Below are 17,591 nucleotides of genomic sequence, written 5' to 3'. Positions count from 1 at the left end.
CTGCTTGACTGGCTCAGACATAGCCAAAGTCCGGATAGTCGATTTTCTTATTGAAGCTCGCGGCGCGCTCCGGATCTTCATAGGCAATCGCCATCAGGCCCAGGCTGTCCGCCGCGTGCGAGGACCAATCATGGTCCGGGCCTAAGCCGATGTTGCGCGCCTCGTCCTTGCGTTCGTGATAGAAGCCCAGCGCTTCCCGGCCTGGCTCCGTCGTGCTCTCGTTGAACCACAACTGAGGCCCGAGACGCCGCAGTGCCTCAACACGCATCATTGCAGCGCCGCGGCCCTGGTTCTTAATCGGCGGCTCAACCTTGAAACCGGCTTCGCGCAAGTGATCTTCATACCGCTTGCCGGTAATATTGTTCGTGGCGACGCCATCATGAGGCAGGTAAAGGATTGCGTCCTGATACCCGTTCTTGCGCAGCCAATTCACATGAAACGCGAGAACCTGTCCGCGGCTCTCGTAATAATCCAACACCCTAATCTGCTGTCCAACCCATTGGACTATCCAGATCGTGAAGGCGTCCGCCGAAGCGCCAGCGCCGCCGATATCGATAAACGCGCGGAGCGGCAGCAAGGGATCAGCGGCGACAACGCCAATCCGGCCCTTCTCTTTCGCTTCCGCCAACAAGGTGGCGAAATAAGCTCCCTCGTAAATGGTCGCGTACTCCCCGCCCCAAATGTGCCCGTAGCGTTCCGGATAGTTCGCCAGATCGTGAAGGCGTTCCTTCTCCAGAACCTCCGGAAACCACGGGTTATCCTGCCAGTTGGCAGTGACCACCTCCGAGTCTTCCGGTTTGTGTGCAACTAAAAAATCATCGATCGCGTCTTGCCGGCGCCGTGGATTCCAGCTCGCCCAAATCTCTGAACGCTCGCGGCGGATCGTCGGTCGCAGGAGCGATAGGCTCCGGACCTTCAACGTTTGCGCTTCCTCGATCCAGGCGCGGCCGAAACCCTCAAGGCTCTTGATCGACTCTGCGGAGTAGTCCTGCATTCCCTTGAAGATGATAAGGCCATCTTTCGGGGTCTGGATAACGTCGCGATAGACCTTGAAGCCATCAGCGGCGCCAAGGCGATACTGCGCCAGTTTGTCCTCAATCAGGAGTTTGGCGCTGTCCTTAAGGTCTTTCAGCACTTCGCGGATACAAACGCTCCGCAGCCCTTCGCCAAAGTCTCCAGGCTCTCTTACGCTGTCCTCAACCAGGAGGCCGGCAAAGAAATGCGACTTGCCCGAGCCGCGCCCGCCCTTCGCTCCCTTGTAGCGGGCAGGCTTAAGCAACGGCTCGAAAACTTCGGCCGTTGGAATATGAAGCGCCGGCATTTAGCCTTGCGGTTCGCCCGTGGTTTCGCGCGATGGAGCGCGGACGATCTCGCGAACGATCTTCTCAATCTTGATCGGCGCGTCGTCCTCGTCACCGCCAACAATCGCTTGCGGCGGCTTTCCGTCGATCCGGTCCATGACCTGTTGGATAGCCCAGCTCTCGCCAGACATGGCCTCGGTTACAAGCCGGTCAGCAATGACGCGAAGTTTCGTTGTCTTGGTGCCGTCCTTGTCGATCTCTTCGGCCAAGGCGAGGTTTAGCGCGTTCGTGAACTTTTTCTCTTTCTTTCGGCCACCTGGATTGCCGCTAGTGCCGGGTTCAAAAGGCATGGTTCTTCATAGCTATCGGTTGTCACTTTTTGCGGGGTCACTCCGAAGGATTCGGAGCAAGGGCATTAGTGCAGATCAACCGGCTTGCCGGCCTTCTCCGCCCGTCTAATCGTGTCTTCTGTCCCGCCCTTGCGGTCTGGCGCAACGAATGCGGCCACCCTGTCGCAGGCGTCCACTACGCGCTGGTTTCGTTCGTAATAACGCTTGGTGTACTCAAAGCGCTGTTTGCATCCGGATAGGTCCGGTTCAAATTCCCACACTTCAAGACCGCGAGCCCGAGCGGCTTCCGCTGCCCATTCGTCGGGGCCTTCACACTTGCCCGAGACCACGATGGAGCCGGCCGGCAATGCGTCAACCAGGGCAACGATTGCGCCCTTGTCTTTCCGCTTACGGCTGCCGACTACCGCGACCTTCACTTGACCGCCCCGCTGATCCAGACGGAGCCAAACACGGGATAGCCGAAGGGCCGCAATACGTTTGCAGCTTCCTCCATGTGCCATCCGCTGGTCGCTACGTCGTCAACTAGCAATATCGGCGTTCCGATTCCGGACTGCAACTGCAACGGAGGCAGGTTGCGAAATTCTTTCGGATGCGAGACGCCAGAAACGAAACGATCGGCAAAGACCTTCACGAATGGAAGGCTGAGCCTGGCCGCTACGCCCTCAGCTAAACGCACCGCGAAACTGTCAGGGCGCCGTGAGTGGCCTACTGCCGTGCTCGATACTGTCCAGCCGCTCAGCGCCCCGAATAGGTCGCCAGCGAGCCTTGAAACGTCATCTGCGCCGCCGTCGATCGCGCGGGGATCTAGCGACGCCTTGGCGGCCTTCAACCACTCGATATCCGCTTTCTTGCTATCGCTGCGCCAAGCCCGAGCCGCGGCCCAGGTTATGCCTTTGCGCGAATACAGCGCGCGACGCGAAGTCAGAGGAAAGAATGGTTCTTCCGCGGTACTATTCTTTTCGGTCCCATCCCCGTGCTCATTGCAGAGCGCTATCCAGTTGAGCCGGTCCCAATGCAAGGACTCGTCCGGCCTGATTCGCCCGACGATGCTAGAAGCCGTCCTGGAGCCGCGCTCTGCACACCTGAGGCAGAAGCGGCGCGCTTTCAAATAGCGCTTCTCCGCGGTCCGCAGGTCCGCCAGATCTATGGCTGTCTCCCGTAGTACAGACTGCGCAGCAAAGCGTCCCGAGCTGGCGCCGGCTCACAAGCCAGTTTCGCCAGAACGTCCTTGAAGTCATCGCCCCAAAGCTTGCGGGCAATGGCATGGTCAAAAATCAACGTGTCGGCGCTAGCCACTTCGCCCGGGACCGGATGGCCCTCACGGGTAAACATGACGTGGTGGCCGGCCGCAACGAACGTCACGCCCTCATAGACTTCGCGAATGATCGCCTCGAATAGATCGGCGTTGTCCGTGTTGCGCTTGCCCTCGTAGTCGAGAGAACCGGCCTGCTCCGCGCGATATTCACCGAACAGCCGCAACATTTCCGTTTGCCGCGAATGCTCCACAGCTAGGCTGCTGCGCTTGTCTCACGCGCCTTAAGTGGCATTGTCGCCGGGATCACTGAGGCGTACCGCCTGCCAGCAAGAACCAGGCTGCCGCGCGTCACGATCTCAGCAAGATCAACCTCGCTGATCTCGAAAACCTCTTGCGCCCGGCGCCCGCTCTTCACGCTAAGAGCCAGCTTGCCCGCCGCATTAACCGTCAAGGATGCCCGTGCAATCATGTGTCCCGCACAAATCTCTAGCCGGCAAATCACTTGCCGCCATGTCGTCCAAGCCTAGCTTTCCCGGTTCTTTCCATGCCATCACGAAGTGGCGACTTCCACCTCTTCAGCATCCGGGCCTTTCCGGGTAGCGACGCTGCAAATCACCTACATTATCCACCCGGGCGCCACTCCGGCGCAACGCACAACGTAGGCGCTACAAACAGGTTTAATTCCGAAAACTAAAATTCGCATAAACCCGCCGAAGCACTCGGAACATAGGCACTATGGCGGAAAGACTCGCAACGGAAACAACCGCTATCCCCGATAAAAGGAAAAGGTTGATAGTAACAAAATATTTCTTGCGCTCTTTCGGCTCAGCCGAATCAGGCCCGCTTGATCTTCAGGCTAGGCCTCGGCTTTCGGTGTTTTTCCCGCCGCCTCTGCTTTGCCCGAGCTTCCAGTTCCGCAACCAGCGTATCTGGCATTTCGTTGATCTCCGGCCACATTGATTTGGGCGTTACCCAGATTGAGGCGAGCGAAGCAACGTCAACGCTTGCCGTATGTATCCGGCCACGAGAATCAAACCAAACGCATTCCGCGCTATAACTGTCGATCGAGCACACCTTGACCACGCGCCCGCTCACCCGCGCCATCTCGCCAGCCCTAAACATGGCCTAGCCGATATGGCTGTAGTCGTCGGAACTCAGGCGATCGACAAACGCAACATCACTGTCCTCAAAAACAGGCGCGTCTAGCGATGCGAACTTGCCCGAGGAGAACACACCCCCGCGGAAGTGCTCTGAGATGAACCACTTGGCGTTCTCGCCAATTTCGTCAATCTCGATCTCGTGAGTCAAAACCGCTGCAACAATATCCTGCTTGATATCGTCGCGGTCCGACCGATCATAATGCCGAGGAACAAAGCCGTCCGCGATGCGGTAGGCCTCTTGCTGTAGAAGCAGGAAGCCTAGTTGGCCGTCCGGTCGTGTTGCCGGCGCATTCTTGCGGCGCTTGGCAGTTAGCCCCTTAAGCTGGCGCTTGAGACGATAGCGCTCCCGCGTCTTACCGTTCAGCCGCGCCTTAAATCCCTTGTCGGAACGCGTCCGCTTGTAAATCGCATTAAGGCTGGGCCAAACACCCGGCTCACGCTCGGCAAGATACGCATTCCATCCGGCCTCCCCGATCTTGGAGATAGCCGCCTCATATGTTTCGTCACTGTATCGGAAAGTCGCCCGCTCGCTGCATTCCGCCTTGGGGCGGACGCTGTAGAGCTGCGCAGCGAACTCCGGATTCCGATCGGCCCGCTTGAAAATCGCTTGGGCGCTAGGCAGCCTCTCGGCTGTGTTCGCTTCCCGATGCCTGGAATACTTAAATAGGCTCATGGTCGAAATGAGCCTTACAGCCGTCGCGTAAGTCTCTTCCGAATATACCGGCTGACGATTGCCGCCCGGCGACTTCAGTAGCCCTCTTGCGCGCAGGATCTGCCGCAACGCGTCCTTGTGGCGCCGCATGACTGAGTGGAACGCCGGCAGCCCCGGCCAGAAAAGCTTGGTAGCGTCTTGGAGGCTCTTTGCTGTTTCGTCAGCTTTGAGCCTGGCGAGATATTCTGAATAGGCCGCGTCACTGTATCGGAGCCCGCGACCGTATTTCACCCCAGAGGCGAACGTTACCGCAGTGTCCTTGGCGCCCCTCCACCGGAGGCCGGCAGCGGCGAACGCTTCCCTCCGGCGCCGCCTGGCGTCGTCCAGCAACGCCTTTAAGCGGGCGTCCGTCGCGGTACGCTTGCAAACCGAGTGATAGCTGGGCAGGTTGCCCGGCTTCATCGTCGTGAGAGAGATATCGAGCTTGGTTGCAATAAGTTCTACCGCAGCATCCCAATCCGCATCTGTCCACTTGCGTTTGGCTGCGCTGATCTTCTCTCGCGTCGCGCTGTCGATTGCATGGCCGCGGCGGGAGCGCTTCCTTTCGGCCATGCGCTCCTCCGTCAGGTCAAAACGAAAAAGCCCCGGGCGAGAGGCCCAGGGCGTAATTCGGCATTGAATATGATGCACAGGGTTATATTCGGGTAGCGACTGCATCGCAAGACCTTTTTGTACCGATTTGCATTTAATCCTGCGACAAGTTGACTCAGGGGGCAGCGGCAGCCATGCGAGCGCGCTTCCCCGGTCGCGAACGGGTCCGGCGCCGACTGCCACGCTCTTGCGCCGGCTGACTACTCGCGTGCGTCCACCGCTCCATGAGCTGAGCATGGGCGAACGTAATCACGCCGGGATGCTGCCTTTCCGTCGCGTTGCGCACGGCCTCGGCAACTTGCGACGCCGGCAGGCTTAGCCACCCTCCCGCCGCTTGATGGCGCTCAAGGTCGTCCCGGACGTGCTCCGCTACCAGCATCGCCATGCTGCGATCTGGCAGCCAAACAACGTCCTGGACAATGAGCTGAGCCGGAGACGTGCGCCGTAGCCGCTTCACGGCGCCTAGAAGGTCCGTCGCGTAGTTGAGACGGCAGGGGTTGCCGTCAGTTGTGGTAACAACGAAAATGCACGCATACCCTTGGCTCTTAAGCGCCGCGCCCATCACCGAGCGATAGGCTTCAATATCAACGCCCATTTGCCACCATCCTTTCGCTGATCTTCTCCTGGCCGTTGCGCAGGCGCTTGCCGTTCTTCATGAAGCCGACGCCGCCAATCCACACTTTCGCGAGCGAGATTTCGCCAGCGTCGGAGGGCATGGGGCGCTCAGTCATAAAGTTGGGTGGATGCGCCCTGCCGGGGCGCTCTTGGGTCTGGTCCGGAATCTCAGAAGAGACGCCGCCGAACTCGCTCAGGATTGCCGCCACCAGCCGGTCAATGCGGTTGTGAACCGATCGCTCCGAACACCGCTCCAGGTCGGCTATCTTCCAGATCGGCATTTCCCGAGCCCAAGAGGTCAGGAGGCGAATGCACTCCCTTCCCTTCTCGCGGGCCAACCAGCTCAGCCAGTCGGCCACGGTCTCGGCTTGGGCAATCTCGCGCGCGGTCGGAATGAAGCGAACGCGCGTCTCGGTATATCCGTAAGCGTCTTCCGCCTGGTCGATCGCCTGAGCCCAGACTGGCCCCATCGAGCACGCGACGCGTAGAAAGCGCCGGTCCGGGTCCAACATCGCGTCCATGACGACAATCGAGCGTTTCACCACGGCTTTCAGTGATGCATGAAGCCTTTTGGTGCTGCTCAATTCAGCGCCTCCCCATTCCGCGCCGTGGCCTCGAACCCGGTTACTGCCGGCCTGAGCGCGCGCCTGGTTCGCTCCACCCGAGCCATATCGTTCACCGCTCCGACCAACCGGCGAATCTCACTGCGCACGAATTGAGCCACCTCGAATGCAACCACGCGGTCCTGGGTGAATTGCTCAAAGATCTTCGCGGCGAAGCCGGCCGCGCTGGCTTCAAGGTCGCAGACAAACCCCTCCGGCCATGGCAGCGGATTCTCATCCTCCGCAACTGCCATCAGCGCGGCTGCGCACATTCCGGTAACGTCCTCACGCCAATTCGGGCACTGTTGCTCAAATTCGGTCATCTGGTCCTCTATTGCTGTCAATGCGCAAAGCTCTGTCAGGCTTAGGATTTTCGAGGCCCTACGCAGGACTCTCGGGCTGTAGAGTGGCCTCCGTCGCCATGATCCGCGGAGGCTCCTCCATGTCCCGAGCCGGCTCCACGTCTGCGATATCGCGAAGGGCTTGGATTACGTCCGGCAAATGGGCGTGATCGACAATCACGAAGGTATCCGCCTCGTCATCCCACGCGCGCTCCTGTCGAATGACAGCCTGGCCCCAACGATTGACATAGACTGCGGTAGCTCTCTGCTCAGGCACGATTACGTCCTTGTTTGTTGCAACCCATTCAAACGGTTCGTTCTGCTCGCTAATCACGCTTTGGCTTCTCCAATGCGGCAAGGTCCATGCTGCCGGGCCATGTACTGGCGCACTAACTCACGCGTATCCCATGGGACCGACTCGTCATCGATCCGGATCACGGCCAAGCCGTAGTTCTGCCAATAGAAGCGCTTCACGTCCTCGGCAGGCTCCGGGCTCTTCCCTCCACTGTCTCATTGCAGCGACCATTTTCCGGAAGGGCGCTCTCGGCCGCTGAGTGCAAATCGCTTCGTCTCCCGTCCAATGTGGGACACCAAATCCGCCAGATCCTCGGCATCCATCGCGGGCGTGCAGCGAAAGAACATCGCCAGCGCGGCCTTCATCGTCTCGCCTTCGATCATGTCCATAACATCGTTGGGCCACGGGAGCGGGATAGTCGTGGTCTGGAGAAATTCCCGAACCGTCAGCTCGATCATTGCCGACGCCTGCTCACGCAAAGATTGCTGATCTCCCATCGCCCCTACTCTCGGCCGGAAGGTTGAAGCGGCGGCGACATCACCCACACGGTCGCGCTCAGCCCGGACGAATTTTTAACCCGGCCCTCGCTCCGTCGAATGTCCCCCGATCGATGCAACTCCGACACGCGGGGCCGAACCGAGAGGACCGATTTACCAAGCCTGTCCGCCACTGCATCAGCCGAGAGGCCCCTGGGGGCCTCCGCGATCTCGCGCAAAACTCTCGCGCGCAAGTTCTTCGCTGTCTCCGCAATCGACCTGGCCGCCTCTTGAGAGGGGCCGTCCGCCTTGAAGCCTGGGCTCTCGGGATATTCGCTGTTCGGTTGGCTCATTCAGATCCTTTCTTTTCCCCACCGCGATTTATGCAGTGAGGGCTCGCCAGCCCTCTCCTCACCACCACCCCACCCCCTAACAAGTTAGGTGGTGGTGGTGGTCGGTTCCGGGTTTCTTCCCCCACCGTGATTTTCAGTGAGGAAACGGTGGTGGGGAGCGCTGGCAGAGTGCAGGGAGTTGGCTTCCTCACCACCAATTCCCCACCTAATCCGGTGGTGGGGAAAGCCTTGTAAGGGCTCATTGCTGGGCCTCGGACACCTCAACGAACGGGCGGAGATTGCCCTTCTCGTCCTTGCCCTCAACGATCACGATGGAGCCGCTGGCTTTCCATGTCTTAAGGAGCGCGCCGATCTTGGCCTTGTGTCCCCTGTTGTCGAGGTCAAGGTTCATGACCTGGGCGACCGCAACGCCAACCCAATCCTTCGCTTGATGATTGTCGCGCCAGCGCCCGCTCTTGATCCGCTCAAAGACTTGATCGACCAGCGAAGCGGTTACGCCGTCCATCAGATCGGGCCACGTCCAGGCAGCGACGACGCCGACGCTATCGCCAAATTGCAGATTGCTCGGGGCGTTGCCGAGGTCCACGCTTTCGAGCTTGAACCAATCCGACTTCTCAGCCGGCGGCGCCATGCTCTCCTTATCCAGGAAGGTCCGGAAGTAGAGGCGCCGGTTCTCGACTCCGGCCCGGCCTGCCTCGTCCTCACTCATACGGTTGACGACGCGGACAACCCGGCAGCCGTCAGTCTTTGCCTTGGCGCCGCGGGCGCTCTCTACGGTGACTTCGGACTCCAGGCTGCCCATTTTGCGGGTATGGTCCACCAAGTGAGTGGCGATATTGGCCCGATCGGCAACGCGCCCCCATTCCTTGATGATCTTGTCCTGAAACGTGTTGTCGTTTTCCGGGACTTCATGCGAGGAAACGAAGGGGTCGATAACCAGAACGTCGATTTCGTTCTTGATGCACTGTTCAACCAAGGCATTGACCACTGGCTCCACAATCACGGCGCCGTTGCGGTCCATGCGGGCGGTAACTAGCGGCGTGTCTCGTCCGCTATTCATGAATAGAAAACCGTCCGTGTCCTCAGGCTTCAAGCCGTAATGCAGCGCTGCCGCCTCCACCTTGCGCTGGGTCTCCTCCTGCGGATCTTCCAGATTCCAGAGCCAGACCTTAAGCCGCCGCTTCGGAGTGACGCCGAGCAGATCGCGGCCCGATGCCATCGCCAGCGCCTCCACCGTGACCAACGACGACTTGCCGACGCCGCCCGGCGATACGGTCGCGGTTACGAACTTACGGATAAGAAGGTGCCCATAGAGCCAATCGCGGAGCGGGATCGTCTTCGGGTCTACGCGGCGGTAAGGCGTGGCGATGATCTCAGGAAGTTTCGCCGGTTCCGGCTGATCGCTCCTCAACCTCCCATTCTGAGAGTTTGAAAATGGAGTGTGCTCGCCATATCCGGGGCGGTCCTTGATCTCCCGCGGATGCTGGAGGCCGGCACGGAAGCCGCTCTTGATCGTTTCCATGCAACCCCGAGTCCCATCCTCTTGCAGCAAGCCGTTTTGAGCGCACGCCTGCATCAACTGTTCGGTGACGGTCCGCTCGTCCAGGTCGCCCGAAGCGACGAGCTGGGCCAGACTGAAAGCTGATGCGTTGAGCTGGTTGTTGCGGTTGCGCGGCGTTTCGCTGGCGAGCTTGCCGATTTCCTGATCCAGCGCGGCATCCGCGTATGCTGAACGCCTGGAGCTGTCGCCCACGCGATCAGGACGGCGCACCGTCGAAAGCGCCATGTCCGATATCTTGGGTTCGGGTCTCGCCAAGATCAGGTCATAGAGCCATTCGGGCGCGTCCGCGAAACTGAAGCAATCAAGCGGCTCTTCTATCTCGTAAGACTTCCCCGTAAAGAACTGCGACGGCGGGAAGATCAGATAGCCGCCTTCACCGCGGACATTAATTCCCTTCCGCTTCAACCCGCCTTCGCGATTTGTGATCGGTTTGTCGTTGCGCCAGCGGAACAACATATGCTTGCCGCCGTTGGGCGTTAGATGCGTATGCGTCGGCGGGAGATTCCCATTTTGCAATTGCAGGCGCGCAAGCTCTTGCCGACCGTCCGGGTCTCCTGGACCTTTCGGCGCATCGGGATCGATCGCCCAAAAGCCGGCGCGTTCGCCGGTAGCAACGCCAATCATTGCGTTAGGCCAGATCGTCCACCACTCCGTGATTTGCAGGCGATCAGTTGTGGCTTTGCGCAATCCTCCGCTGTTGGGGATCTCTTCGCCCGTCTCAGGGTCCGTATCCTTTGGAGGAAGGGGCGCCTTCGTGCGGTTGCTGCATGGGAAAACGGGATAGCCGCGCTCCGCATAGTCGAGAGCGTGACGAAGCATAAGGCCTGCATTGGCAGCTACGGGAGCGTTCATCGATCGCCCCCGATCTTCGCGAGCATTTCAACGAACTGCTCTTCAATCAGTGAGGCCTCAGGGTTGATCGACTTCGCCGCTTCAAAGATCGCGGCTGCTCTTGTTTCGCTCAAATCTGTTTCGGCGCCTTCCATTCCGATGAATCCGAGTCTGATGCGGCATTCCGGCGAAAGCGATTTCACCGCTACAAAATGCTTGAACTCACGCGGCAGCCATGTATTGTTCTTGCCATTGACGACGGCGCCGGCCTCAACCTCTGCTTTGTGTGCGAGGCGAATGCGATGGCGCCGATCAGAAAATCTCTCGAAAAATTTTTTATCGGCTTGCGACATTCGATCGTTCGCAGCCGATAGTTCTTGGAGACGTGCGGAAGCCTTGCGAGGATTCGGCATCTAGCCATCACCTCGCTTGCTCTCGCGCTCTAACGCGTCTTTCAGGTCGGGATCGTAGTCAAACGCGGCCCTTTCCCAGAAGGCTGCGCGCTTGCCCAAGCTGATCGCGCGTCGCAGAAATTTCCGGGCCAAAAAACTCTGCGTTGATGTGCTCAAGCAAGCTTTCATACTTTGCAAGGCGCGCCACAGTAGATCGAAGCTCTTCAAGCTCATTCAGGTTTGCCCCATCGTTGCGGGGCTCAACTAAGCCCCGCAACTGTTCCAGTTCCTCCCCTCGAATTGCTACGCGGGGATCGGCATACCAAATCGACTTGACCCGGGCCGGCGTCCAATTTTTTAAGCGACGCTCAAGGCGCCGAAGTATGGACTTCACCGACTCCCCTGGGCAGCCATCCCCTGCTAGCTGCCGGATCAGGTTCGACGCTTCACGCAACGCAACTTCACTAGTCATGGCTTCCGACCGCTTTTCGGAGTTTTCCGACATGGCATCTGCTTTCCTGTTGTTCAGGAGAGCGAGCGCTTAACGGCGACGCATTCGAGGACGAGCGACCCGGCAAAGTTTGGCGACCACGGCGGGTTGTGCTGTCCGACACTGAGATTTCGATTAACGATCGCGGCAGATTGAATTTGCCCCCGCGTACTGCCGCGGTCGTTGTCCAACCGAGTAACGCCCCGTCGCTCGGTTGAACTTGGCGGACGGACGCAATCCCCCGCGCGTCCGTCCGCCCGGCAGGGGCAGAAATGGAATTGGAAATGCGCCCGAAGCCGCTCACTCTTCGCCCCTCCCAACCAACGCCGGAGCGCGTCCGGGCCGTTGAGTTGTTCCGGGAGTGGGACGCCGTGATGGTGAAGCACCACGGAGAGCAGTATTACCGGAAACTAAATTACACTCTTCACTGAGGAGGCTATCGGCAGCGCGGGAAACCTCGTCCCATGTCTTGAAGGACGGGCTTGTCTTGCCGCTCTTCCAGCGAGCCCAATTGGACGTGGCTAGGCCTGCCTTTTGCAGGATCGAGCGAATAGAGACACGCCTAGCTTGGGCGCGTTGCTCGATCCGGACGATTTCAGCTCCGACGTTCATTGTTCCAATATAGGCGTATTTGCGCCTGACACAAGCCCAGATGCGAAAACTATCGCCTGTTCCCCCACCAAATTTCTGACATAGTGCCGCGAGCAAGGGGGAATTTGCTCACGATGCCGTTACCTGACTTGGAAGTCCATCCGTTGACGGAACTAAAGCCGCCAACCGATTTCAGCCCGGATGCGCTGCGCCTATGGATAAGCGAGGCCTGCGACTTCCTGAAAATCACGCCCACCGAACTGGCCCGCGCCGCGAACGTCTCGCCGTCCACGATCAACAAATTTCTGTTGGGCGCCGGCAGCGATAAGAGCCTGACAGGCCGGACCGTGGACAAGGTGCTCAAGGCCGCATTCCAGATCCAGATCGGCCGGATTGGTCAACGCCAAGTGGAGGCCTTGGCCGCACCACGGCCGGACGGATTCGCGCTCGACATCGTGCGAGTGGCGGCGTCGATAAAGAAGGACAGCTATAAGGAGAGCCACAGATGGGCCTCTGAGGAGCTGTTTTTCGTCACGATCCCTCTACCGACTGCCCTCAGGGGCAAGGGGCTGCTGGGCTTCTTGATGGAGGACACAAGCGATAATCACCCAGGGATGGAGCTGCCGTTTGGTACGATCCTGGTCGGCTCGAAATTCGACCCAGAAAACGACAAGCTAGAGCCCGGCAACTGGTTTGTGGTCACAAAGGACGACGGCACCGGCAAAACTGAGCTTAGCGTTCGCCAACTGGCAGTTAGCCCCAAAGGCGATATGTGGCTGATCGCGGAGACGGTAGGCCCAGACGCTTATCTGGGGAAAACCCGCCCGGACGGCACCGTGGCGCTTAGCAAGGACACGTCGCAATATGTCATCGAATACAAGGTGATAGTTGCAATCCGCCCCATGACGCGAGATTTTGAAGGGGTGAATTTTCGCATTTAATCGGCGCGTGCGATAATTTTCCTTGCTAGATGCGCAAAAAAGCGCATGATGGTTCCTGCCAACAACGGCGGGGACCCAAGTCATGCGAGCATCTTCACAGCAATCCCGGAAGCAAGCACCGGTCATCAACTTTGCCTGCCCTACCGCACAAAGCGGCCTGACTGCTCTGATCGCCCGCCTCAACGCCGCGGTTGCCGAAGTCGAGAAGTGGGGTTCGATCGAGGACCGGCTTTCGATTGATTACAATCGGACCAAGCCCGACCGGCCGAAGGTTTACGGAGGCCGGACCGGCCCGAGCCGGATTATCCGCGAAGGCCACGACGACGTTGTTATGGAGGCCTACGATTGGTTTTACTCCACGCGCGAAGCGATCGAGAGGGACCGCGCTACGCGTCTGGCGGAGGCCAGCACCGACGACACGCGAGCGGAAGTGGAACAGTGCTTCGCTGGCCGGCTTGCCGATTGGGATCGTCAGGAGCGCGCATGTAAGCGGGCCGTGCCGAAAGCGCTCCGCGAGGCCAAGCGCCACATGGGCCGGGCTCACAAGGCCTGGAGTGTGGCCGAGCTAGCAATTGTCAACTATCAGCCTCAGACCATGACAGAAGTCGCGGAGTGGCTGGCCTACGCCGGTCGCGGCGAAATGCGCGGCGTGTTCTTTAGCCCGGACGAGGGCGATCTAAAGCACATCATGCGAACCGCTGCCGCCGTCCTAGCTGAGCATGGCGTGAATTGAGGGCGGGCAACATGACAATCAGCAACCCCTCTCCTCTTGCCTCCCCGGACGATCGGCTGCCGACGTTCGCGGAAATCAAGTCCTTCAACCCTGCCGCTGCTTGGGACCGGCTCACGCCAGAGCAACAACGCCAGATCGGTATCCTAGCCGTTGAATTGGGCGTTATCGGCGGCGTTCTCAGTTATGACCACTCGCACCTGACCAAAGCGCAGGCTGGCGAAGTCAGCGCCATGGAGTCCGACCTGCTGACCAACTTTACGCAAGAGGTTGAGCCCCTTTGGGCTCAGCTCTACGGCTGGACGATCGATCTGCCGGAAGTGCGGAGGGCTGCGTAATGACAAACCCTCCCGTCCTTCACCTTGTCGCGCGGCGCCAAAGTCCGGCGCCGGCTGCGCCGAAAGTCGCCGCGACCGATCGAGAGGGCAAGATTATCGCCTTGTGCGTTCAGTATTGCCAACTGCTTGGTGCGATGGATGCCGGCTTTGCGGCTGATCCCACTGGCAACTGCGAATTTGCTTCGGCTACCAATCATGTACGCCGGGCCGTGCGCATTCTTCCCAAACTTGTGGCGTTGAGCCCGCATATGGTCACGGGCGCCGAGCCTTTGAGTGCGAACGAACTGAGGGCGAAGGCCGCCGTTGCCCAAGCGCTCTACGGCTTCCGCAGTGGCGAGGAACTGGAGCGGGACGAGCGGCTATTCATGACTTTCTTTGCCGGCGAAGTCGCGGGCCATCTTGAGGCGCGAGCCGTTGAAGCCGCAGAGGCCTACCATGCTGCGTTCACTGGTTGAAGAACTCGCGGCGCTGGCCGCCCTCTCCGCTTTTCTGTTCGTCGTTTTTGTTTGGTCCGCCATCGCGTGCGGGGCTTAAGGGAGCCGTCAACATGCTGCAATTGCCAACCGATACCGTTGCGACCGCCGCGCCACCAACCCTCGCCCGTCACAGCGAACGTGCCGCGGCATTCCAGGATTTGGAGGGAGCAATTTGCGATTGCGCCATGATGGCGCGGATTGCGGCGCAATACCTGATGGACACCGACGAGCGGCAATATCCGCCCGAGCTGTTTTTTGCAGTCACGCACGCCTCGGAAATGATCGACGCCCTCAAAGCCAAATACTACGCGCATTATCAGAGCGACCCTGAATGACGCACGTTTACCACTTCACCGACACAGCCCGGCTCCCCTGGATCATTGGTTCAGGGGAGCTGCGTCCGTCCAGCAACAGCCGGCGCGGATTCCCGGCTGATCTGCTTTGGGCCACGACCAACCCGGCCGGCGACAAGACGGCCTCAGCGGCCTACGCGAAGCAACTGCACAAGGACGGAGTTATTCAGGTTGTCCGCATGACGTTGGACGCGGACGCCTTCGGGCCTTGGCGCGAAGTGATTACGGGGCTGCCGGGTTGGACGGAGGCGCACCTTGCCGACCTGGAGCGCGCCGCGAAGTCGGCGGGACAGGACACCGCCGCGTGGCGATGCCGGGTTGCACCTATCCGGGATTACGATTGGCGAGACGTTGACGCCAAGCGACACAATGAAAACTGGCGCCGCATTGATGCCGCGCAAGCCTACTGCATCGGCCATGGGCTTAGGCGCGGGTTTGTCATCGCCGGTTACGCCTACCTCGCCACGCAAGAGCGGGACGGCGCCGGGAACGTCAGCTATTCCAATTTCGCCCGGGCGGGAGTGACAGAAGCTTGAGCAAGCCGTCAGCAATTCCCGCAGGATCTTGGCCCAGGCGCATGGCAGCCGAACTGGCAGCCGGCTATTGCGGCGAGCGGACGGCGGAGGACTTCCTAAAGCGGGTTGGCAAAGAGTATCCTCAGCCCCGAGTGGCGGAAGGGCGTAGACGGCTATGGTTGAGGGACGATCTGGACAGGGCGATAGCCCCAAGCCTGGCGCAAGGCGACCTCGCAGAGGAACTGTGATGGTCGATCTGCCGCGCCACGTCATCCCCAAGAAGCTCGCGAGCGGCGCGACTGCGTATTATTACAACGTCCCGACCAAATATCGGGCGATCAAATGCCCGCTCTCGAATGAGCCGCTGGGGACTGACTACGCGCGGATGCAGGCGCGGGCCAAGACTCTCAATGAGCAGTTTGACGAGTGGGACCAGGCACGCAAGGGCTTGCCGATCAGCGGCGTCATGGCTCCGAAATACGGAACGGTTGATTGGCTGTTTCGCGAATACAAGATCAGCAAGGCTTACCTGGAGAAGGTCGCGGAGCGGTCTCGCTCAGATTACGAATGGGCGATGGACGAGATTTGCAACGTCCTCACCAAGTCAGGCGATCGTGTCGGAGGCCGACTCGTCAAGACGATCAGCCCGCGAGCCGCAGACAAGCTCTATGACAAATTCATCACCGCGAAGGGGACGAAGCTCGCAGCCGGCAAGCAACGGCTGCGCACGGGCGAAAAGCTAATCGGGCTCTGTCGGAAGGCGTGGCGCGTTGTCCATCGGCTCTATCCGGAAGAGTTTCCGGCCGACGTTCCGAATCCATGGGAAGGCGTGACGGTAAAGAAGCGGGCGAAAGCCAAGAAATCCGCCGTCACTCGGGACGAGGCCTACGCCTTCGCCTGGGGGGCGATCGACGCGGGCTATCCGGAGGCAGCCGCTACCGCGGTCATCTGCTTTGAATGGCTCCAGCGCCCGGAGAACGTGGTTGCGGGCTACATCACATGGGCCGACTACCGGGCACCTTCGGCGCCGTCAATCATTCGGGTAGCCCACCATAAGACGGGCACGATTGCGCCCCACCCGTTGGAAGAGGCGGACGAAAAAGGCAACGTCACGCTGTTCTATCCTGATGCCGAGGAAGTCCTGGCGAAGCTCCCCAAGGTCGGGCTGCCCATGATCTTGCGCGACTTAGGCGACGGCGCAGCCAAGCCTTGGATTTACAGCTCTCTTAACCATGTTGTCGCGCGGCTGCGAAAGAAGATCGAGGGGGTTCCGCCCTACTTCACCTTGGACGCTTGCCGGCACGGCGGGTTGACGGAGCTGGAGGAGGCAGAGCTTACGGACGGGCAAGGCCGCGCGCTGTCCACCCACAAGACGCAACAGAGTTACGAGGGCTATGCGAAGCGGTCCGCCAAGCGGATGCTGTCGGCCACTAAAAAGCGTCATGCCCACGTCCTCGCGAACAAAATAGCGACAAGCATTCAGAATGAAGGGGCTGATAGCGTTCAGAATGAAAAACAGGAGGTTGAGAAAAGTGCTTAACCTTCAACCGTTTAAGTGGCGCGCTCGGAAGGATTCGAACCTCCGGCCCTCGGAATCGAAATCCGATGCTCTATCCAGCTGAGCTACGAGCGCCCTGGCCCAGATCTTGGACCGTAACCGAGACGCCCCAGATAGCTGCTGGCGAGCCAGCAGGCCGGGCGACGTTCGGATGGGTTCGAATTAGCAGAGAGGCCGGCCAATAAAAAGCCCTTCCGGCCTCGATTCGAGACGGGTCAGACCCGCCCTCACCAGGTGCTGTTGAAGAAGCCGAAATGCGGCTGCTGCGCCATCACCATCATCGGCCGCCCTTGCTGCGGCACCGGATGCGTTCTGGCGACCTTGCGCTTGGGCTGCTGCGCCGGGGTCTGAGGAGGCTGGGCCTGCGCCTGAACTTGCGGCTGAATTTGCGTCTTGGCCTCGGTCTTCTTGACCGCAGCGGTATCGGCCTTCGCGGCCGGCGTGAATTGGGCGAACGTCTCGCGGACCCGCGCCTTGGCTGATATCTCGGCCAAAGCGGGTGACATGCTCTCCACGGGCGGCTGGGGAGCCGCGACGGCGGCGATCTTCGCCGCAGGGGCGGCAAGCGTCGGCTGACTGGTGTCGAGTACGACACGCTCCGGCAGGTGGCGATCGGACCGGATCCGAATCAACGGCTGTTCGTTGCTTGCGGTTGCGATAGCCTGCGTCACAGGCGAAGTCGGCAGAACGTAGTTCGCCGCGAACAGCAGTGCGAGCAAGGCTCCACCGACGAAGAAGAAATACCGAAAGATGGGCATTGGCCA

At 60.0% G+C, this 17,591-nt stretch carries 20 protein-coding genes and 1 tRNA gene; 7 read left to right on the top strand and 14 right to left on the bottom strand.

The features are described from left to right. Positions 1–13 precede the first annotated feature (13 nt). The 12 genes from BcanWU425_RS17700 to BcanWU425_RS17645 form a co-directional block, all read right to left on the bottom strand. On the bottom strand, positions 14–1,321 hold the full coding sequence (locus BcanWU425_RS17700; protein ID WP_231190774.1) for a PBSX family phage terminase large subunit: 1,308 nt from the start codon (positions 1,319–1,321) through the stop codon (positions 14–16). Next, a complete protein-coding gene (locus BcanWU425_RS17695; RefSeq protein WP_231190772.1) occupies positions 1,322–1,651 on the bottom strand; it encodes a DUF5681 domain-containing protein in 330 nt (109 codons plus the stop codon). Positions 1,652–1,716: 65 nt separating this feature from the next. Further along, complete coding sequence (locus BcanWU425_RS17690; protein WP_231190770.1) at positions 1,717–2,067, bottom strand: SLOG family protein; 351 nt, start codon at positions 2,065–2,067, stop codon at positions 1,717–1,719. After that, positions 2,064–2,759 carry a phosphoribosyltransferase gene (locus BcanWU425_RS17685; protein WP_231190768.1) on the bottom strand — a complete coding sequence of 232 codons (696 nt, stop codon included), beginning with the start codon at positions 2,757–2,759 and terminating at the stop codon, positions 2,064–2,066. The genes BcanWU425_RS17690 and BcanWU425_RS17685 overlap by 4 nt, the downstream gene beginning before the upstream one ends. 35 nt (positions 2,760–2,794) lie before the next feature. Further along, positions 2,795–3,133 (bottom strand): hypothetical protein, encoded by a 339-nt coding sequence (locus BcanWU425_RS17680; RefSeq protein ID WP_231190766.1) that lies wholly within the window; start codon positions 3,131–3,133, stop codon positions 2,795–2,797. A gap of 898 nt (positions 3,134–4,031) precedes the next feature. Then, the gene (locus tag BcanWU425_RS17675; RefSeq protein WP_231190765.1) at positions 4,032–5,330 is read right to left on the bottom strand and encodes a hypothetical protein; all 1,299 of its coding nucleotides are present in this window, start codon (positions 5,328–5,330) and stop codon (positions 4,032–4,034) included. A 623-nt stretch (positions 5,331–5,953) separates the two neighbouring features. Continuing rightward, positions 5,954–6,568, bottom strand: coding sequence for a DUF6362 family protein (locus tag BcanWU425_RS17670; protein WP_231190763.1), 615 nt, complete (start codon positions 6,566–6,568; stop codon positions 5,954–5,956). Next, a complete protein-coding gene (locus BcanWU425_RS17665) occupies positions 6,565–6,909 on the bottom strand; it encodes a hypothetical protein (protein ID WP_231190761.1) in 345 nt (114 codons plus the stop codon). Before BcanWU425_RS17665 ends, BcanWU425_RS17670 begins: the two co-directional genes overlap by 4 nt. Before the next feature lie 528 nt (positions 6,910–7,437). Continuing rightward, the gene (locus BcanWU425_RS17660) at positions 7,438–7,680 is read right to left on the bottom strand and encodes a hypothetical protein (protein ID WP_231190760.1); all 243 of its coding nucleotides are present in this window, start codon (positions 7,678–7,680) and stop codon (positions 7,438–7,440) included. Between the two features lie 609 nt (positions 7,681–8,289). Continuing rightward, a complete protein-coding gene (locus tag BcanWU425_RS17655) occupies positions 8,290–10,464 on the bottom strand; it encodes a bifunctional DNA primase/polymerase (protein WP_231190759.1) in 2,175 nt (724 codons plus the stop codon). Next, the gene (locus BcanWU425_RS17650) at positions 10,461–10,796 is read right to left on the bottom strand and encodes a hypothetical protein (protein WP_231190758.1); all 336 of its coding nucleotides are present in this window, start codon (positions 10,794–10,796) and stop codon (positions 10,461–10,463) included. The genes BcanWU425_RS17655 and BcanWU425_RS17650 overlap by 4 nt, the downstream gene beginning before the upstream one ends. Before the next feature lie 118 nt (positions 10,797–10,914). Next, entirely contained in the window at positions 10,915–11,340 is a 426-nt protein-coding gene (locus tag BcanWU425_RS17645) for a hypothetical protein (protein WP_231190757.1), read from the bottom strand. 710 nt (positions 11,341–12,050) lie between these two features. Between BcanWU425_RS17645 and BcanWU425_RS17640 the strand changes: the two genes are divergently transcribed. The 7 genes from BcanWU425_RS17640 to BcanWU425_RS17610 all read left to right on the top strand — a co-directional run bounded on the left by BcanWU425_RS17640 (position 12,051) and on the right by BcanWU425_RS17610 (position 16,809). Then, positions 12,051–12,857, top strand: a complete 807-nt coding sequence (locus BcanWU425_RS17640) for a helix-turn-helix domain-containing protein (protein WP_231190756.1) — start codon at positions 12,051–12,053, stop codon at positions 12,855–12,857. 82 nt (positions 12,858–12,939) lie between these two features. Next, a complete protein-coding gene (locus BcanWU425_RS17635; RefSeq protein WP_231190755.1) occupies positions 12,940–13,590 on the top strand; it encodes a hypothetical protein in 651 nt (216 codons plus the stop codon). Between the two features lie 11 nt (positions 13,591–13,601). Next, the gene (locus tag BcanWU425_RS17630) at positions 13,602–13,925 is read left to right on the top strand and encodes a hypothetical protein (protein ID WP_231190754.1); all 324 of its coding nucleotides are present in this window, start codon (positions 13,602–13,604) and stop codon (positions 13,923–13,925) included. Beyond that, positions 13,925–14,380 (top strand): hypothetical protein, encoded by a 456-nt coding sequence (locus BcanWU425_RS17625; protein ID WP_231190753.1) that lies wholly within the window; start codon positions 13,925–13,927, stop codon positions 14,378–14,380. The genes BcanWU425_RS17630 and BcanWU425_RS17625 overlap by 1 nt, the downstream gene beginning before the upstream one ends. A gap of 92 nt (positions 14,381–14,472) precedes the next feature. Further along, positions 14,473–14,736 carry a hypothetical protein gene (locus BcanWU425_RS17620; protein WP_231190751.1) on the top strand — a complete coding sequence of 88 codons (264 nt, stop codon included), beginning with the start codon at positions 14,473–14,475 and terminating at the stop codon, positions 14,734–14,736. Then, positions 14,733–15,290, top strand: coding sequence for a hypothetical protein (locus BcanWU425_RS17615; RefSeq protein ID WP_231190749.1), 558 nt, complete (start codon positions 14,733–14,735; stop codon positions 15,288–15,290). The genes BcanWU425_RS17620 and BcanWU425_RS17615 overlap by 4 nt, the downstream gene beginning before the upstream one ends. 226 nt (positions 15,291–15,516) lie before the next feature. Beyond that, positions 15,517–16,809, top strand: a complete 1,293-nt coding sequence (locus BcanWU425_RS17610) for a hypothetical protein (RefSeq protein ID WP_231190747.1) — start codon at positions 15,517–15,519, stop codon at positions 16,807–16,809. Between the two features lie 16 nt (positions 16,810–16,825). Here the strand turns inward: BcanWU425_RS17610 and BcanWU425_RS17605 are convergent. Then, positions 16,826–16,902: transfer RNA gene (locus BcanWU425_RS17605), tRNA-Arg, on the bottom strand. Positions 16,903–17,054: 152 nt separating this feature from the next. Next, positions 17,055–17,585 carry a hypothetical protein gene (locus BcanWU425_RS17600; protein WP_085384250.1) on the bottom strand — a complete coding sequence of 177 codons (531 nt, stop codon included), beginning with the start codon at positions 17,583–17,585 and terminating at the stop codon, positions 17,055–17,057. Positions 17,586–17,591: the final 6 nt, after the last annotated feature.

This window comes from Bradyrhizobium sp. WU425 (assembly GCF_021052305.1).
GTDB lineage: Bacteria > Pseudomonadota > Alphaproteobacteria > Rhizobiales > Xanthobacteraceae > Bradyrhizobium > Bradyrhizobium canariense_D.
The sequence above is the reverse complement of the archived record's forward strand: the minus strand, read 5'-3'. Positions and strand labels throughout refer to the sequence as shown.

What these genes read in the sequence shown, in the direction of transcription:
- BcanWU425_RS17600 (WP_085384250.1), bottom strand. Translation starts at nt 17,585, where the DNA reads ATGCCCATCTTTCGGTATTTCTTCTTCGTCGGTGGAGCCTTGCTCGCA.
- BcanWU425_RS17680 (WP_231190766.1), bottom strand. Translation starts at nt 3,133, where the DNA reads ATGTTGCGGCTGTTCGGTGAATATCGCGCGGAGCAGGCCGGTTCTCTC.
- BcanWU425_RS17645 (WP_231190757.1), bottom strand. Translation starts at nt 11,340, where the DNA reads ATGTCGGAAAACTCCGAAAAGCGGTCGGAAGCCATGACTAGTGAAGTT.
- BcanWU425_RS17695 (WP_231190772.1), bottom strand. Translation starts at nt 1,651, where the DNA reads ATGCCTTTTGAACCCGGCACTAGCGGCAATCCAGGTGGCCGAAAGAAA.
- BcanWU425_RS17630 (WP_231190754.1), top strand. Translation starts at nt 13,602, where the DNA reads ATGACAATCAGCAACCCCTCTCCTCTTGCCTCCCCGGACGATCGGCTG.
- BcanWU425_RS17665 (WP_231190761.1), bottom strand. Translation starts at nt 6,909, where the DNA reads ATGACCGAATTTGAGCAACAGTGCCCGAATTGGCGTGAGGACGTTACC.
- BcanWU425_RS17650 (WP_231190758.1), bottom strand. Translation starts at nt 10,796, where the DNA reads ATGTCGCAAGCCGATAAAAAATTTTTCGAGAGATTTTCTGATCGGCGC.
- BcanWU425_RS17615 (WP_231190749.1), top strand. Translation starts at nt 14,733, where the DNA reads ATGACGCACGTTTACCACTTCACCGACACAGCCCGGCTCCCCTGGATC.
- BcanWU425_RS17660 (WP_231190760.1), bottom strand. Translation starts at nt 7,680, where the DNA reads ATGATCGAGCTGACGGTTCGGGAATTTCTCCAGACCACGACTATCCCG.
- BcanWU425_RS17655 (WP_231190759.1), bottom strand. Translation starts at nt 10,464, where the DNA reads ATGAACGCTCCCGTAGCTGCCAATGCAGGCCTTATGCTTCGTCACGCT.
- BcanWU425_RS17675 (WP_231190765.1), bottom strand. Translation starts at nt 5,330, where the DNA reads ATGGCCGAAAGGAAGCGCTCCCGCCGCGGCCATGCAATCGACAGCGCG.
- BcanWU425_RS17700 (WP_231190774.1), bottom strand. Translation starts at nt 1,321, where the DNA reads ATGCCGGCGCTTCATATTCCAACGGCCGAAGTTTTCGAGCCGTTGCTT.
- BcanWU425_RS17620 (WP_231190751.1), top strand. Translation starts at nt 14,473, where the DNA reads ATGCTGCAATTGCCAACCGATACCGTTGCGACCGCCGCGCCACCAACC.
- BcanWU425_RS17610 (WP_231190747.1), top strand. Translation starts at nt 15,517, where the DNA reads ATGGTCGATCTGCCGCGCCACGTCATCCCCAAGAAGCTCGCGAGCGGC.
- BcanWU425_RS17640 (WP_231190756.1), top strand. Translation starts at nt 12,051, where the DNA reads ATGCCGTTACCTGACTTGGAAGTCCATCCGTTGACGGAACTAAAGCCG.
- BcanWU425_RS17635 (WP_231190755.1), top strand. Translation starts at nt 12,940, where the DNA reads ATGCGAGCATCTTCACAGCAATCCCGGAAGCAAGCACCGGTCATCAAC.
- BcanWU425_RS17625 (WP_231190753.1), top strand. Translation starts at nt 13,925, where the DNA reads ATGACAAACCCTCCCGTCCTTCACCTTGTCGCGCGGCGCCAAAGTCCG.